This window comes from Pseudomonas sp. NFR09, assembly GCF_900111535.1.
Taxonomy (GTDB): domain Bacteria; phylum Pseudomonadota; class Gammaproteobacteria; order Pseudomonadales; family Pseudomonadaceae; genus Aquipseudomonas; species Aquipseudomonas extremorientalis.
Map to the genome: position 1 here is coordinate 139,988 of NZ_FOIH01000009.1, position 14,211 is coordinate 154,198.

The window sequence follows — 14,211 nt, forward strand, 5'->3', positions numbered from 1 at the left end:
CACAGACCAGGAGGGTCGTAGGCATGAGGATAGAAGCCCGCAGGGCCAAGACCTGGCTTAGACAGGGCTTGGTTAACGACAGCCGTCCCTGCAGGGGCATGCCACTGTAACTATTGCGTGGCTCATTGCTAGAAGGTGCGCAGGACAGATGATCAAACTACACCCTCTAGGGGAACGTGCCATCCGCACTGTGACTGGTGTGCGAATCTGGTTGATCTCCGTTGGGAAAGAACTCCGTCAGACGCGAGACTTGTCAGTGCGTGAGGACGGCACAAGTTCAACCACGTTGCGCTCCCTCAACTGAGTCTTGAGCTTCTGATTCTCATCCATCAATACCTCATTGATGGATGCGATCTTGGCGAGCTTGGCCTCGAGCTCCTCAATCTCTTGACGGTAGCCCTTAGACTTCTGACGCTCAGCAATCAGATCCTGATGTTTGACATCCCGCATGGCACGACTAGACCGCCCCTGGATCTGTCGTATCTCCTCAGCGATTGATGGGTAATGATTATGGATGAGCGCCGTCGATACTCCCGCCTCACGGGCAACAGCGGCGATAGTCACTTTGGTTTCACCGCTTTGAGCTCGTCCTTTTTGAATGGCGTAGATGGCTAGCTTCAGATCCTTCGCTCGATCCATCGCAGGCTTGTAGTTGGATGTTTTGTCCTTCCTCTTCATGCGCTGAGATCCTCAGGAGGCATACCCAACCGTACCAACACATCTCGGCAACGTTTGAGGTCGCGCTCGACGCGTTGGCGACCACCTTCACCGATGTCCTTACAGTGCAGAAGCTCTTTAAGTTCATCGTAAAGCCGCTGATACATAGGTGCATGGATGCTCCCAATCACTGAGTGCTCGCAGCCAGTGCAGCGGGTGCGTTCAAGGGTATTGCCGACACAGCCGTCATTGTCCGCTGTACACCAGGCGTGGCCGTTGCTGCGGATGAATGTGCTCCCAGAGATGGACTTCAGCATTGAGGCACGATCTTTGAAGATCAGCAGGTTTTCCGGCTCTCGTTTCCATCCCTTGATGGCGCCCCCATAGCCTCCTGCCAACGATTCATCACCCATCCAGCCGTCGACGACGCCAAGTTTGATGTCTTCCAGCTCATCTTGAATCTCCGAATACAGTTCTAGATCCAGATGCTGGCCCCAGCTTTCGTCCATGGCGTAACCTAAAGTCATATCCATAGACCAGTGAGCGTAATGCTCCTTGAGGTAACGCAGGTCGCCAAACCTGCTGTGCGCAGCGTAGTTGGCGAATTTGCGCCTGAATTGATGGCTGGCGAGCTTCCAGCTCAATGCGCAATTTTTGGCGAACGATTTCAGCGCCGCATCCCAACTTGCGATGGAGAGCGTGCGGACTTGGTTGCCTTGGGTCGTGTCCATGCCGAGGAAAAGCGAATTGCGATGTTTTTGCGCCTCTGCGATTTGAGGATCCTGCGGGTCGATGCGCCGTCGCTGAATAATCTCGTCGGCAATCATGGCTTGGTAGGGCATGGCCCAGCGCTCCATAACCCTAAGGGCTCGCACAGCTGCCTCTGGAATCATCCAGTCATGGACTCCTTCATCGGTCTTTTCGGACACAGACCGCATCCAATGATAGATCGTACCGTCATCATCTTCTGTGCGGTGATGGGCGCCCGAGTGCAAATTAGTCAATTCGTGATTACGGCAGCCTGAGGTGCTGGCTAGTACGACATAGCAGGCCGTGCGGAGTGCTGTCAGTGACTTGTTGAATATGCTTAAACCGCCGTCCCAGCCTGAGAGAGCCAAATGGCGGTTTTTCTGCCAGATTAATCCCTCGACACTGTATCCCTTAAATTTCGCTGTGATTGCACTAAGATCATCCCGCAGATCAAGTAATTGCTTTCCGCGCTCTACTTGGCTATGGGCTTCTTCGAACAGTGTACAAAACACCTCATCTGGGATCAGTGGCGTTTTCCCTCTGAGGATGTCGCCATTACTTCCTGCCATGGCCATTGCGGATGTTTCGATCCATGGATGCTGCTGCATCCGGTCGTCGGTAAAATGGCTCAGTGCATAGAGCGCCTCTACAGTGCCGTAACGAGAACGTAACGTTTCTGGCGACAGCGGCTTGTCAGATCTCGCTACTTTGTGGGCTTTGCAAGCTGCCACGTATGTTGCTGCGATAATCGGTGTTACAGCTCTTAAATACTCAATCTTAAGTGCTTCAAGGTGCCTAAGGAACGGCAACGCGTCATGAAATAAAGTGATAATAGACCTTCCTTTAGGCCGATCCGATCCGCTGAGACCGCGCCTCATATACCTATAGATCACTGCTTTCATTGTTGCGCGAAACGCTGATGGTACGATGGAGAAGTTGATCTGCCTCCCGCTGGCCGGAACGTTACTAGGCAAACCATGAAGCTGCCAGATATCTTCAACGTACCTACTGAGGATAACCCAATGCCCATCGACGTTCGCAGCGGTGATGATTAGCTTGTCCCGCTCTGAGTCAGATAGCCGACGCACATCGCCAGGTTGAGCGGCAATGTCTGCAAAAGGCAGCCCCCCTAGGTTGTCGTCAATCATAAGGAGACCTCCAGACTGGCAATGAGATCGACTGACCAGAACGAGTGGGGCTCGGTACGGGCATGCTCACGTGCGGCCTCTACGGTCTCAGCCTTGAATGTGCCACGGCGTAGGCCTTCGGCAACGATGTAATGGTCAATCAGACGAGGGATATGGGCGTACTCGCGTGCCCACCGTCTCTTGTCCATACGGGAACGTTCACTCAGCACTCGAAAGTAGAAGCTAAACAGTTTGTACAAGTCTTCGGCGGTCACTGCGTAGTGCCTACAGCGCAGGCAGTTCATGAAGTTCATACAGGTTTCGCCTTCGCGTTTCGGGGCAAACTGACCATTGACTGGATCCGCACAACGACCCAAAGGACTTTTCTTGTAGGTTGCGCCAATAGTCTCTGCCAGTAGCTCATCCACAAGCATTTCCCCCATAAACCGCCAGTTTCGACGTGCGTCCCCGCTAGGCGCCAAGTAGTTTTGGTCGGCTACTCGTGCGGTGTTGCCGAGAGCAGATGCAGTGGTCGCCAGGTCTCCATCGGTTAGCTCAAAGATGCGATTTGCAAAAGTCTTACGCAGACGAGAGATGTTGATACGCAAAGGCTTTCCGTCGCTGTCCTTCAGATCATATTTGGCTACAAGCCGCTCAATACTTTTATCTAACCTTTGCACTTGCAATGCCGTGACATGACCTGCAGTGTTATGAGCCCGACTGCGGTACAACCACACACGTCCCTTGAAGTCATCGGGAGCTTCAGAGTCTAAGGGTTCAGTCAACACCATTACTCTACGGATCAAACGTTCTACGCTGGGTCTGATGCTAGGCATTGCCTCCAGCACACGCTCGGAGTCCGAGTCGACCCGCAAAGCCACCTTACTGGTGTTGTAGCCACGGCGCTTCCATAGCACGAGGAAGACGGTGTTGTCTTTGGGATGAGGGCGCAGACAATTGCGGCCCATTTCCAGCAATGGGATGGTATTGCGCCCGGTGTGAAGTGCTACTACCAGTAACGCGTAAACCAGGAGTTCGCTAGTCACCATTGTGTCATCGCTCCATATGGGCTTAATCGCCTGCCGCAGCGCCGCAGCAAACTCTTGACGCTCACGTTTCGAAAGCGCTGTCTCGCCCTTGACCTTGCGGTTGGAGTTTGGGAATGGGTTACGTGGAAATGTGGCCGCATCGCCAGAGATGATCAAAGGGAAAATGCCGCGCTTTCCGAGGGCAACGAGCACCGCTTTAGCTTTCGAGTAATAGTTTTTCTGGGCGTTGGTTGCTGTACCCTTTTCACGGAGATGAGCTAGAAAGCCGTCGATAAGACCACGATCCAAATCATTCAGCGTCAACCTACGCTCGTAAGCCACCGCTTGGAGCAGGCAATAGTCAAGAAAATGGTTCAATCCAGTGTCGCAATAGCTTGCAACAGTGGTAGCCGAGAGAGTGCCCTCTTGCCCCGCTAGGAAACGCTCAACCTGACGCTGACAGGCGTAAGTTAAGTCATCAATCTCCGAACCATACCATCTCGCAAAATCGAAATTGCGGCGGGTTGAGGAGTTTCGCCCGAACGAAACTATAGTGTTCGCTGGAGGGACGACATCGGGCCAGATGACCACACAGCCAGTTGCGTCGATGCAATGCTCGACTTGGGGAACGCTGAGATCAGTCTTGGTAAATACCTTTCGCTTCCCCATCACATTGCTCCGGCCATTTCATTCAGCTCGTCGTCGTACGCCAACACGGCTTCATCGGCCATTTCGTTAACAAGGTGCAGGTAGATCATGGTGGTTTGGATTGAGCTGTGACCAAGCTGCCGCCGGAGGAACACCAAGGGGTCAAGGCCTTGTTGTGGGTAGCGCTGAAGGTTTACCAGGGTGTGGGTCGCGTAGGTGTGTCGCAGCATGTGTGCATGGACTTCAATGCCAGCGCGTTTTCCTGTCTCGACGATGATCCGATTCAGGCTCTTGCCGTTGCTTCCATAGGGCTCTCCGAGGTGGTTGAGGAAGAGAGCCTTTTGATCCTTGCTCAGAGATGCTCGCTCTCCTCGCAGTTTCGTCACGTAGCGGTAGAGCTCAGCCATGAATTTGCGACTGACCAAGATATCCCGCGCCTTATTACCCTTGGTCTCCATCCCACTGCCGTCAAAAGGATCAAGGCAAATACGCAGGTTACGTTCGGTTCCTCCAGTCTTGTCAGGGTCGACAACATAAGCCATCGGGAAGGTAGCCAGTTCGTTACGACGTAGGCCTGTTCGCAGGGCCAACTGAATCATGATCCGGTGATGTGGATTGCCCGCCATGGACAGAAGAGACTTCGTCTGGGACATGCTCAGGTATTTAGGTAGGGGCTTGTCACTACGCGGCATCACATTGTTCACCAGCGCCTTACCACCGCTAGCGTCGACATGTTCAAGGAAACCTGTTTCGCGTGGCACAATTCGTTCTTCATGACCGAAAGGCAGGCGCCTTACCCAACCTTTCCCCAGGGCGAACTCGTAGAACTTGCAGATGTACGTCAGTCGCTGGCGGGTAGTGTTGCGTGCCAATCCGCACGTAACCAGACAGTAGTCCCGATAGGCAGCAACAAGACTCTTGGCCTCACCACGATCTACGTCCCGCCAGTCAAGGTCATGCGCTTGTAGGAAGCTGAAGAAGTCGTACAGCGCTCGTCCGGTATTCGGCCAGGATTCCTTCGAGCCGATCTCCCCACGAAGGAGGTAATGACGGAAGAATAGATTGGCCTGAGTGCAGCTCTCCATCGAGTCCCACAGCAGAATCGGAAACCCTTGATAAGGTTGCCCTGCGATCACGAAATCCTTGCTGCCCCACACAAGCTCCATCGTTCATCCCGTCGTCGGCCAATCACTATGTCACTCTGTCTGCTTGGGCTGTGTGATGGTTACTGCTGTGACCCTTCACTCCCCGTGGACAGAGATATGATTTTAATATCACATAGATCTAACGACCGCAACGCTCCAGTTCATAAGGCATTCCTGAGGGTTTGCAGGCACGCCACCTGTCGGCTGAAATCGGCGCTGGAAAGCCGTTTTGCCGGGAGTGGGCCAAGGGCCTGGTTGATGACGTGAGAGGGTTGGCGCGTCAGGTGTTCAAGCACGCGGCACTGTTCTGCGTTGTCGAGGCGTTCAAAACCGGGGTGGCGGCGTCGGGTCGCACGCAAGATATCGCGTTGCAAGGCCTGCAGCAGGGTGCCCTGGCCGCTGCGCCGCAGCAGGAAATCGGCACTGGCTTTCAGGTGTTCCTGCAATTGGCGACGCGCGGGGGATGCAGGGGCCCGAATCGGGCCTTGACGCACGCCGGCCCGCCAAAGTCCCAAGGCGACGAGGGCAGTGAGTGCCACCAGGGCTTGGGGGAAATACCGCATCAGCAAGGTGAACAGGTCGTCGAAGTCGCTGGTGAACAGCAAAGTCACGGCGGTGCCCTGGTTCAGGTACCACAGCAGCCAGGCATTGTCGTGCTTGCCGATGTTCGGGGTTTTCCACAGGTCGCTGTCCGTGATCACTGTGACACTGCCTTCCCCAAGGTCGAGCTGCATCAGGTGGCTGGCCCTTGCGCTGTTGGCGGAGAATTGAGCCAGGTGCTTGGGGTCGGTCAGGTTGAAATCTGTGTCGAAACTGAAATAAGCCGGTGCGGTTTCATTGTCGACATAGAGTTTGGTCAGGTCCCGGGCTTTCTTGCTTGAGGGCTTTTTGAGGGAAGTGGCAGGTTCTTCAGGTTCGTCACTCAGTGTCTGGTGAATCTGCAGGCGATCGAGCAGCAGGTCACCGCTTTTGCCAGTCTCTTCATCCCACAGCGCCTCGGCGACCAGCAACAGATGGCCGCCTGACCTGGTCCACTCCAGCAACTGTTCTACCTGGCGTGGCGACATATTACTGCGCTCGCCGAGCAGCAGTAGGCTGTTGCCCTTGGAGGGCAAGGTATCCAGCTGTTTCAGGTTATAGGCATGCTCTACGGTCAGGCCTTGTTGGCGCAGAAAGTGTTCGGCTGCCAGGTAAGGATTGGCCAGCGCCTCTGGCGAAGGACCACGATCTACCACTTCGTCATAGGGAGTCGCCTTGCTCCATGCGTAGTAACCGCCCGCGCCAAGCAGGCACGCCAGTAATAACCCCACCCATAGTAATGGCCGATTCATGGATTGCTCCCTGGGCTGAACAGGGCGCGCCAATCACTGCATAGTTTCTGCTGGGCAGGGAGCGGAGGCAGGCGGTGACCATAAGCGAGGTTTTGCCAATGACGGGTCAGTTCATCACTGAAGGCCAGCAGCTGTGGTTGCTGCAACTGGTGTACACGTGCCAGGACCTGGCCTTCGGTATCAGCGCCTTTCAATGGCAGGTTGAAATCATGCAATAACCGGCTGAGCAGGCCTCGATACAGCAGGGCGAGGGCTACCCTGGGTTGGGTGGCCCATAGCTGTTCGGCGGCGCCGGCAACGTCGTCGGGCAAGGTTTCGGTACCCAGTTCAAGACCGAACAATTGCGTGGGCAGGGGTTTGGCAACCTCTGTCTTACGCGGCCCGCGCCGGCTGACGAAGGTGTGCAACCAGTCTCGGTAACGCCACGCGAGCATGATCAGGCTGCCGATGAAAACGCCCCACAGTAGAACTTCCAAGCCTTGGGCGATGTGCTTGAAGGTATTGCTGTTGAGGTTGTCCAGCAGCGCCTTCAGCCAATCGGGAAGTCTGCCGTCACTGTGTGTTTTGTTTTTACCGGCTGGCTTTTCTTCGCCAAACCGATAACGGGTTACGGTTTCCGGGTTCTTGAAGGGCGGTTTGTCCAGCAGCGATTTGATGGATTGGCTCGCGCTCGGGGTACTCAGCGGTTTGGAGGGACTGGAAGCTTCGGCCATGACAGGATGGCTGAGAGGCAGCAGCATCAGTCCGATCATCAATAACAACAGCGGGGCCACATTGCTCAGGCGCTGACGAAGGCGTCGGAAGACCAGCTCCAGGTCCCAGGCTTCCAATACGGTGCGACGATTAAGGTAGAGGCTGAAGCCGCAGGCGACATAGATGGGTTCCCAAAATATCAGCAGCAAGACATAGAATGCGTTGCCCAGGTGCTCCAGCCATAACCCTTCCGAACTTGTCGCCAATAACAGGCGCTGCCAGTCCCAATCCATCTCGAGGTTTTGTGGGATGAACAGATAGAACAGTGCCATGCAGCCGAACCACAGGCCTATTTCCAGGTGCATTCCGATGATGGTGAGCCAGCGCGCGGCTCCGGCATTGCGTTGCTGCAACACGCCCAGGCGTTTCTGGCGTGCCGGGCCGTCCAGGCCTTCGAGCTGGCTCACCGGCATTACAAAGCTGCGGCTCAGGCTCAGCCGTCGCCAGGTCAGGCTGGCCAGCAGTTGACCCTTGAGGAGGAGCGGCCACTGGCGCACAGCGTGCTTGATAGTGGGCGTTTCACCAAACAGGGCCTTGGACAAAATGTACAGCGGCAAGCGGTCGAAGGCCGGCTTGAGCCACCAGAACAGAAATATGGCGGTGGACGGATACTGCCACAGCAGGGCTGTAAGCAAGGCGTACACAGGTACGGTGACCAATGCCCAACTGCCCATCAATAGCACGCGATGCTCCCGTGCCATCAAGGCGCCAAGATCCATGGCTTCCCAGGCAGTACGCGGCCGGATGACCACGCTGGCATCAGTCAGGCGCATGGCGATTCCTTCCCGCAAAGCCCAGGTAAGTGCCCACCAGCAGCCACAGAACAGCGCCCACCAGGTATTTGACCCACGGGGTTATCACGGTGGTGGATGACCAATAAGCCTCGATGAACGCTGCGATCAGCAGGAAAATCATGACACCGCAGAGCATTTGCACGCTCTTGCGTGCAGCCAGCCGCAATGATTCACCACGGGTCAATTGTCCCGGAGCGACCAGTGCCCACCCCAACTGCAAGCCTGCGGCCCCGGCGAGGGCGATCGCGGTCAGTTCGAATGCGCCATGGCCGATGACGAATGACCAGAAGGTCTGGCCATAGCCGATCTCGGTCAGGTGACCGGAGACCGCACCGATGATGAGGCCGTTGAAAACCAGAAAGAACACGCTGCCCAGACCGAACACTAAACCGGCGGCAAACGTCTGGAACGCGATACCGATGTTGTGCATCACGTAGTAGCCGAACATCATCCAATCTTCGCTCGATGCACGCTCGGCGGCGCGGCCCAGGCGGCTGGCATCAGGGTCGTACATGCCCTGCATCTCGGCCACCTGTTGCGGGCTGACGATGCTGTAGATCAGGTCGGGAAACAGGTAGACCAGCAGGGCAATACCCACCAGGCTGCCAAAGAACAGCAGGCTGGCGATCAGCACAAAACGCCACTGCTCCCGTACCAGCCGAGGAAAATCGGCGAGTACAAAGCTCAGCGCATTCGCCGCCAGTTGGCTGCGATGACGGTAGAGTTGTTGGTGGCCGCGCAGGGCCAGTTGTTGCAATGGGTCTACCAGATAGCTGCTGTAGCCGCGTTCCTGGGCCAGGGCCAAATGCTGGCACAGGCGTCGATATTGATGAGGGAAATCGGCCACGTCACCGGCCTTGGCCTGGCCTTGCTCCAACTGTTTGAGCTGTTCGGCGAAGGCTTGCCATTGGCGCTGGTGACGGCTTTCGAAAAGGCTCTGTTTCATGCTGGCCCCAGCAGGCCACGGGCCACGCCATTGAGTTGTTCCGCAGCGCGGGCAGGGGATACCTGCAAGGGGGCGGCAAGAATCGAGGCCAATTCGTGAACGCGCTCGGTGGACAGTTCCCCCTGGCGTTCCGCGAAACCAAGGATCGCCCGTTGTTCGCTCAAATCCAGGGCGAAGGGCAGGCGCAGGGCCGTCGCTTGAGGAATCTGGGGGCGTACCAGCGGCTGTTCACGGTAGATCACCAGAGTGCCGGCGGCCAGGTCGCCCAGGCGCTTGAAATGGGGGTGCTGCAGGCAACTGATCGCGCCGAGGCAGTAGCCGAACGGCAGCATGTCGACAAACCGCAGCAGGTTGCGGATCAGTGATGCGGACCAGCCAATCGGAGTGCCGTCATCTTGTACGACACGCAACCCCATGACCTGCTTGCCGGGTGAGCAACCCTGGTTGAGCACCTCGAACAGCACCATGTACCACCAACTGATCAGGAACAGCAGCAGCGCTCCCAGGCCGATACCGACGTTGCCAAGCAAGGCCAATGGCACCAGCAGAACGCCCATGACCACCGCGCGTACGCCCAGGTCGAAGGCAAAGGCGAGCACGCGCGGCACCAGGCCGGCCGGGCGCAGGGGCAGGTCGATGCCCTCCGGGGTCTCGATCTGGTAGCGGGTGTCCAATGGGGCTGACGGCATCGCGATCCTTGGCAGTGCAGAGTGGCTGGAAGACACGGATGCTAGCAGTGTCGGGGATGGAAGCAACCACTCAAGATTTTGCTGGATTTTTGTACAGTGTATTTGGTGCTGGTCGCGGACGCCTTCCAGCGCCTAGACTTTGTCGATCTTCAGTACAGGAACAGCCCGTGACCTCCATTTTCTGGTACGACTATGAAACCACCGGCATCAACCCGCGCAGCGATCGCCCTCTTCAGGTAGCCGGAATTCGTACCGACCTTGAACTCAACGAGATCGGCGCGCCGGTCAATCTCTATTGCCAGCCCAGCGACGATATCCTGCCGCACCCCATCGCCTGTGCGATCACTGGAATCACGCCCGCAATACTCGCGGAAAAAGGCTTGGCCGAGGCCGACTTCATGACTCGGGTGCACACTGAACTGGCCGTCCCGGGTACATGCGGCGCCGGTTACAACACGCTGCGGTTTGATGACGAGATGACGCGCTACAGCCTCTATCGAAATTTTTTCGACCCCTACGCACGAGAATGGCAGGGGGGTAACAGTCGCTGGGATTTGATCGACGTGGTTCGCACCGCCTACGCCCTGCGCCCGGAGGGCATCGAGTGGCCGCAGGAGGATGGGCGTGTCACGCTCAAGCTGGAGCGGCTGACCGAAGCCAATGGTATCGACCATGGCCAGGCACACGATGCGTTATCCGATGTGCGTGCCACGATTGCATTGGCTCGGCTGGTACGTGAGAAACAGCCCAAGTTGTATGAATGGCTGTTTCAACTGCGCAGCAAGCAACGGGTGATGGACCAGGTGCGTCTGCTGCAACCGATGGTGCATATTTCCGGGCGTTTCTCTGCCGAACGTCATTACCTGGGGGTGGTGCTGCCGCTTGCATGGCACCCGCGTAATCGCAATGCATTGATTGTCTGTGACCTCGGACTCGACCCGCAAGGGCTGCTGGACCTTGATGCCGATACCTTGCGCCAGCGTCTCTACACTCGCCGTGACGATCTGGCCGACGGTGAACTGCCGGTCCCCCTCAAATTGGTGCATATCAATCGCTGCCCCGTGGTGGCGCCCTTGAATGTGCTGCGCGCAGAAGATCGTGAGCGTCTGCACTTGGACATGAGTATTTATCAGGAGCGGGCGCTGCGGCTAACTGACGCACAGGAACTTTGGCGCGATAAGTTGGCGGCCATTTACGCGCACGAAGACTTCACGCCGAGTTCGGACCCTGAGCAACAGCTTTACGACGGTTTTATCGGAGACCGTGACCGGCGTTTATGTGAACAAGTCCGAACGGCTGAACCTGCGCAATTAGCGCGCCAGCAGTGGCCTTTTGATGACGAGCGTTTGCCTGAATTATTGTTCCGCTACCGAGCACGCAACTTCCCCGATACGTTGAACAGCGAGGAGCAACTGCGCTGGAAACTTTTCTGTCAGCAACGTTTGTCGAGCCCGGAATGGGGCGCACCGAATACCCTTGAGGCGTTTGAACAGGCTCGGCGTGAATTCGCTATAAGTGCTTCACCGTTGCAGTCCCAGGTGCTGGAGCAATGGCAGGAGTATGCGGACTCTCTAGCAACCAGAATGAATCTGTAGTCGGTTTTGCAGACTATGCAGACAATAAAAAACGCCAGCAAGCTGGCGTTTTTTATGTGTAACGGCTCAGGCGCAAGCCTGGTGAGGCTTAGCCCAGCAGGGTAGCCCAACCTTCAACTACGTCACCGCCCCACTTGGCTTTCCACTCTTTCAGCGTTTTGTGGTTGCCACCTTTGGTTTCAATCACTTCGCCGTTGTGCGGGTTTTTGTACTGTTTGACTTTGCGGGCACGCTTGGTACCGGTAGTTTTTACGGCGCCGCGTGGAGCCTTAACTTTCGACTCTGGATCCAGCAGCGCAATGATGTCACGCAGGGATTTGGAGTATTCACCCATCAGGGCGCGCAATTTACCTTCGAATTCCAGCTCGGTTTGCAGTTTGTCGTCTTGGGACAGGTTCTTCAAACGGGCTTGCAGCTCTTTGATAGCTTCTTCGGTGGCACGGTATTCGTTGATCAGAGACATGTGGACTACCTTATGTAGAGCGCTGATTGACAGGGATAGTGGCCCAATAATAGTCAGGCGGTTTGCCCAAGTAAACATTTAAGGTCGCATTTATGTGAATTACTTTGAATGTTTGTAGCAATGCTATGCATTCGAGTTAATTACCAGGGCGTAGACCCTAAGATAAATCTGCTTGAAAAGCGGGAGCAGCCGTGACGTGGCGCAACAGCCTCATATATGCAGTGGTAAAACCATAGGCTATTAAGGGACAAGGCTGTGGGCGGTGATCGGAATAAACGTTAACGAGTACTGCAGTTTTCCTGCGCAATCGCTAGAATGGCGACCTTTGCGAAGTTCTGGAGTTTTCCCCTAATGCGCACTTTTCGGCTGGTGATTGCTTGCCCGGACCGGGTCGGCATCGTTGCCAAAGTCAGTAACTTTCTGGCCTCCCACAACGGCTGGATCACCGAGGCGAGTCATCACTCGGACAATCTCAGCGGTTGGTTCTTCATGCGTCACGAGATTCGTGCCGATTCGCTGCCTTTTGGTCTTGATGCCTTCCGCGAAGCGTTTGCGCCGATCGCCGAAGAGTTTTCGATGACCTGGCACATCACCGACACCGAGCAGAAAAAACGCGTGGTGTTGATGGCCAGCCGCGAATCCCACTGCCTGGCCGATTTGCTGCACCGCTGGCACAGTGATGAACTGGACTGCGAGATCGCTTGCGTGATTTCCAACCACGACGACCTGCGCAGCATGGTCGAGTGGCATGGCATTCCGTATTACCACGTGCCGGTCAACCCGCAGGACAAGGAGCCGGCGTTCGCCGAGGTTTCTCGCCTGGTCAAGCAGCACGAGGCTGACGTTGTGGTGCTGGCGCGCTACATGCAAATCCTGCCGCCGGAACTGTGCCGCGAATACGCCGGCAAGGTGATCAACATTCACCACAGCTTCCTGCCGTCGTTCGTAGGGGCCAAGCCGTACCACCAGGCTTCCCTGCGGGGGGTGAAGTTGATCGGCGCGACTTGCCACTACGTCACCGAGGAGCTGGACGCCGGCCCGATCATCGAGCAGGACGTGGTGCGTGTCAGCCACAGCGACAGCATTGAAGACATGGTGCGTTTCGGCCGTGACGTCGAGAAGATGGTCCTGGCCCGAGGCCTGCGCTACCACCTGGAAGACCGCGTGCTGGTGCACGGCAACAAGACAGTGGTGTTCTGACCGACCTGTTGTGATTGAAGAATGAAGGGCCTGGGCGTTAAATCGTTCCAGGCCCTTTTTGTTTGCGCGCCTTTGAGGATTGAGCGATGAGTGATCCGTTGGACAAAGCCACGTCAAAAGCCCCCGCTACGTTGGGGGAGGGGTGTTTGAGTCGATATGACCCGAATGACCTGGACAGCGAGGACGGCACCGAGTTTCCCGGTGCCGCCCAGTTGTGGGAGCAAGAGCAGGCCAGGTCCGAGCCTGAGGACTGCTGATCAAATCCGGAAACTACCGACCAATTGCTTCAACCGTGTCGCTTGTTGCTCAAGGTCGGCACATGCTCGCAGCGTGGATTGCAAGTTTTCCACCCCTTCCTGATTGAGGGTGTTGATCTCGGTAATGTCCATGTTGATCGACTCCACCACTGAAGTCTGTTCCTCAGTCGCGGTGGCGACCGACTGGTTCATGCCGTCGATCTCGCCGATGCGCTGGGTCACGCTGTTCAGGCGTTCGCCGGCCAGGTTGGCGATGTCCACGCTGTCGAGGCTATGGCGCTGACTATCACTCATGGTACTGACCGAATCCCGGGCGCCGACTTGCAGTTCCTCGATCATCTTCTGCACTTGCTGCGCGGATTCCTGCGTGCGATGCGCCAGGTTGCGCACTTCATCGGCAACCACCGCAAACCCACGGCCCGCTTCCCCGGCACGTGCCGCTTCAATGGCAGCGTTTAACGCCAGCAGGTTGGTTTGCTGGGAAATACTGGTAATGACTTCGAGAATCTGGCCAATATTCACCGTCTTGCTGTTAAGCGCTTCGATATTGCTGCTGGAAGCGCTGATCATCGCTGACAGCTGATTCATCGCCTTGATATTGCGCTCGACCACTTGCTGGCCGTCCTCAGCCAGATGCCGCGCATCGCTGGCCTGATGGGACGCTTGCGCGGCATTGCGCGCAATTTCCTGGGCGGCTGCGCCCAATTCATTGATGGCGGCGGCGACACTGTTGGTACGGTTGGCCTGCTCGTCGGAGTTGACCATCGACGAGTTGGACGCGCTGACCACCCGCAGTGCTACCTCATTCACCTGTTCGGTGGCTGAGGA

Annotated in this window: 13 protein-coding genes; 3 read left to right on the forward strand and 10 right to left on the reverse strand. The window is 56.5% G+C overall.

Going from position 1 to position 14,211, the window contains the following annotated elements; genetic code table 11:
• Window positions 1-237 precede the first annotated feature (237 nt).
• From BMX59_RS20460 to BMX59_RS20495, 8 genes are all read right to left on the reverse strand, one after another.
• Window positions 238-678: a TetR family transcriptional regulator gene (locus BMX59_RS20460; protein ID WP_071489367.1), complete on the reverse strand. Its 441-nt coding sequence runs from the start codon at window positions 676-678 to the stop codon at window positions 238-240.
• Window positions 675-2,555, reverse strand: coding sequence for a site-specific integrase (locus BMX59_RS20465; RefSeq protein ID WP_071489368.1), 1,881 nt, complete (start codon window positions 2,553-2,555; stop codon window positions 675-677). Before BMX59_RS20465 ends, BMX59_RS20460 begins: the two co-directional genes overlap by 4 nt.
• Complete coding sequence (locus BMX59_RS20470) at window positions 2,552-4,231, reverse strand: site-specific integrase (RefSeq protein ID WP_071489369.1); 1,680 nt, start codon at window positions 4,229-4,231, stop codon at window positions 2,552-2,554. Before BMX59_RS20470 ends, BMX59_RS20465 begins: the two co-directional genes overlap by 4 nt.
• A complete protein-coding gene (locus BMX59_RS20475; protein WP_071489370.1) occupies window positions 4,231-5,376 on the reverse strand; it encodes a tyrosine-type recombinase/integrase in 1,146 nt (381 codons plus the stop codon). Before BMX59_RS20475 ends, BMX59_RS20470 begins: the two co-directional genes overlap by 1 nt.
• A gap of 140 nt (window positions 5,377-5,516) precedes the next feature.
• On the reverse strand, window positions 5,517-6,686 hold the full coding sequence (locus tag BMX59_RS20480) for a DUF4350 domain-containing protein (RefSeq protein ID WP_093125208.1): 1,170 nt from the start codon (window positions 6,684-6,686) through the stop codon (window positions 5,517-5,519).
• A complete protein-coding gene (locus BMX59_RS20485) occupies window positions 6,683-8,212 on the reverse strand; it encodes a DUF4129 domain-containing protein (RefSeq protein ID WP_092246847.1) in 1,530 nt (509 codons plus the stop codon). Before BMX59_RS20485 ends, BMX59_RS20480 begins: the two co-directional genes overlap by 4 nt.
• Window positions 8,199-9,179 (reverse strand): stage II sporulation protein M, encoded by a 981-nt coding sequence (locus BMX59_RS20490; RefSeq protein WP_093125214.1) that lies wholly within the window; start codon window positions 9,177-9,179, stop codon window positions 8,199-8,201. Before BMX59_RS20490 ends, BMX59_RS20485 begins: the two co-directional genes overlap by 14 nt.
• Window positions 9,176-9,868, reverse strand: a complete 693-nt coding sequence (locus BMX59_RS20495) for an RDD family protein (protein ID WP_092246852.1) — start codon at window positions 9,866-9,868, stop codon at window positions 9,176-9,178. Before BMX59_RS20495 ends, BMX59_RS20490 begins: the two co-directional genes overlap by 4 nt.
• 167 nt (window positions 9,869-10,035) lie before the next feature.
• On the opposite strand from BMX59_RS20495, the gene sbcB reads away from it, so the two are divergent.
• On the forward strand, window positions 10,036-11,463 hold the full coding sequence (gene sbcB, locus BMX59_RS20500; protein WP_093125220.1) for an exodeoxyribonuclease I: 1,428 nt from the start codon (window positions 10,036-10,038) through the stop codon (window positions 11,461-11,463).
• Between the two features lie 88 nt (window positions 11,464-11,551).
• Here the strand turns inward: sbcB and mvaT are convergent, their stop codons facing one another.
• Window positions 11,552-11,926 (reverse strand): histone-like nucleoid-structuring protein MvaT, encoded by a 375-nt coding sequence (gene mvaT, locus BMX59_RS20505; RefSeq protein ID WP_016970296.1) that lies wholly within the window; start codon window positions 11,924-11,926, stop codon window positions 11,552-11,554.
• 351 nt (window positions 11,927-12,277) lie between these two features.
• On the opposite strand from mvaT, the gene purU reads away from it, so the two are divergent.
• Both purU and BMX59_RS30515 read left to right on the forward strand, forming a co-directional pair.
• Entirely contained in the window at window positions 12,278-13,126 is an 849-nt protein-coding gene (purU, locus tag BMX59_RS20510) for a formyltetrahydrofolate deformylase (protein WP_071489376.1), read from the forward strand.
• Window positions 13,127-13,212: 86 nt separating this feature from the next.
• A complete protein-coding gene (locus BMX59_RS30515; protein WP_175486693.1) occupies window positions 13,213-13,383 on the forward strand; it encodes a hypothetical protein in 171 nt (56 codons plus the stop codon).
• On the opposite strand, the gene BMX59_RS31180 is transcribed toward BMX59_RS30515, so the two are convergent.
• Window positions 13,384-14,148 carry a methyl-accepting chemotaxis protein gene (locus BMX59_RS31180; protein WP_371914386.1) on the reverse strand — a complete coding sequence of 255 codons (765 nt, stop codon included), beginning with the start codon at window positions 14,146-14,148 and terminating at the stop codon, window positions 13,384-13,386.
• Window positions 14,149-14,211 lie beyond the last annotated feature (63 nt).

Bases quoted from the DNA above. Each gene is read 5' to 3' on its own strand.
- BMX59_RS20495 (WP_092246852.1), bottom strand. From the start codon at position 9,868: ATGCCGTCAGCCCCATTGGACACCCGCTACCAGATCGAGACCCCGGAG.
- BMX59_RS31180 (WP_371914386.1), bottom strand. From the start codon at position 14,148: ATGGTCAACTCCGACGAGCAGGCCAACCGTACCAACAGTGTCGCCGCC.
- BMX59_RS20490 (WP_093125214.1), bottom strand. From the start codon at position 9,179: ATGAAACAGAGCCTTTTCGAAAGCCGTCACCAGCGCCAATGGCAAGCC.
- BMX59_RS20460 (WP_071489367.1), bottom strand. From the start codon at position 678: ATGAAGAGGAAGGACAAAACATCCAACTACAAGCCTGCGATGGATCGA.
- purU (WP_071489376.1), top strand. From the start codon at position 12,278: ATGCGCACTTTTCGGCTGGTGATTGCTTGCCCGGACCGGGTCGGCATC.
- BMX59_RS20470 (WP_071489369.1), bottom strand. From the start codon at position 4,231: ATGGGGAAGCGAAAGGTATTTACCAAGACTGATCTCAGCGTTCCCCAA.
- BMX59_RS30515 (WP_175486693.1), top strand. From the start codon at position 13,213: ATGAGTGATCCGTTGGACAAAGCCACGTCAAAAGCCCCCGCTACGTTG.
- mvaT (WP_016970296.1), bottom strand. From the start codon at position 11,926: ATGTCTCTGATCAACGAATACCGTGCCACCGAAGAAGCTATCAAAGAG.
- BMX59_RS20480 (WP_093125208.1), bottom strand. From the start codon at position 6,686: ATGAATCGGCCATTACTATGGGTGGGGTTATTACTGGCGTGCCTGCTT.
- BMX59_RS20485 (WP_092246847.1), bottom strand. From the start codon at position 8,212: ATGCGCCTGACTGATGCCAGCGTGGTCATCCGGCCGCGTACTGCCTGG.
- BMX59_RS20465 (WP_071489368.1), bottom strand. From the start codon at position 2,555: ATGATTGACGACAACCTAGGGGGGCTGCCTTTTGCAGACATTGCCGCT.
- BMX59_RS20475 (WP_071489370.1), bottom strand. From the start codon at position 5,376: ATGGAGCTTGTGTGGGGCAGCAAGGATTTCGTGATCGCAGGGCAACCT.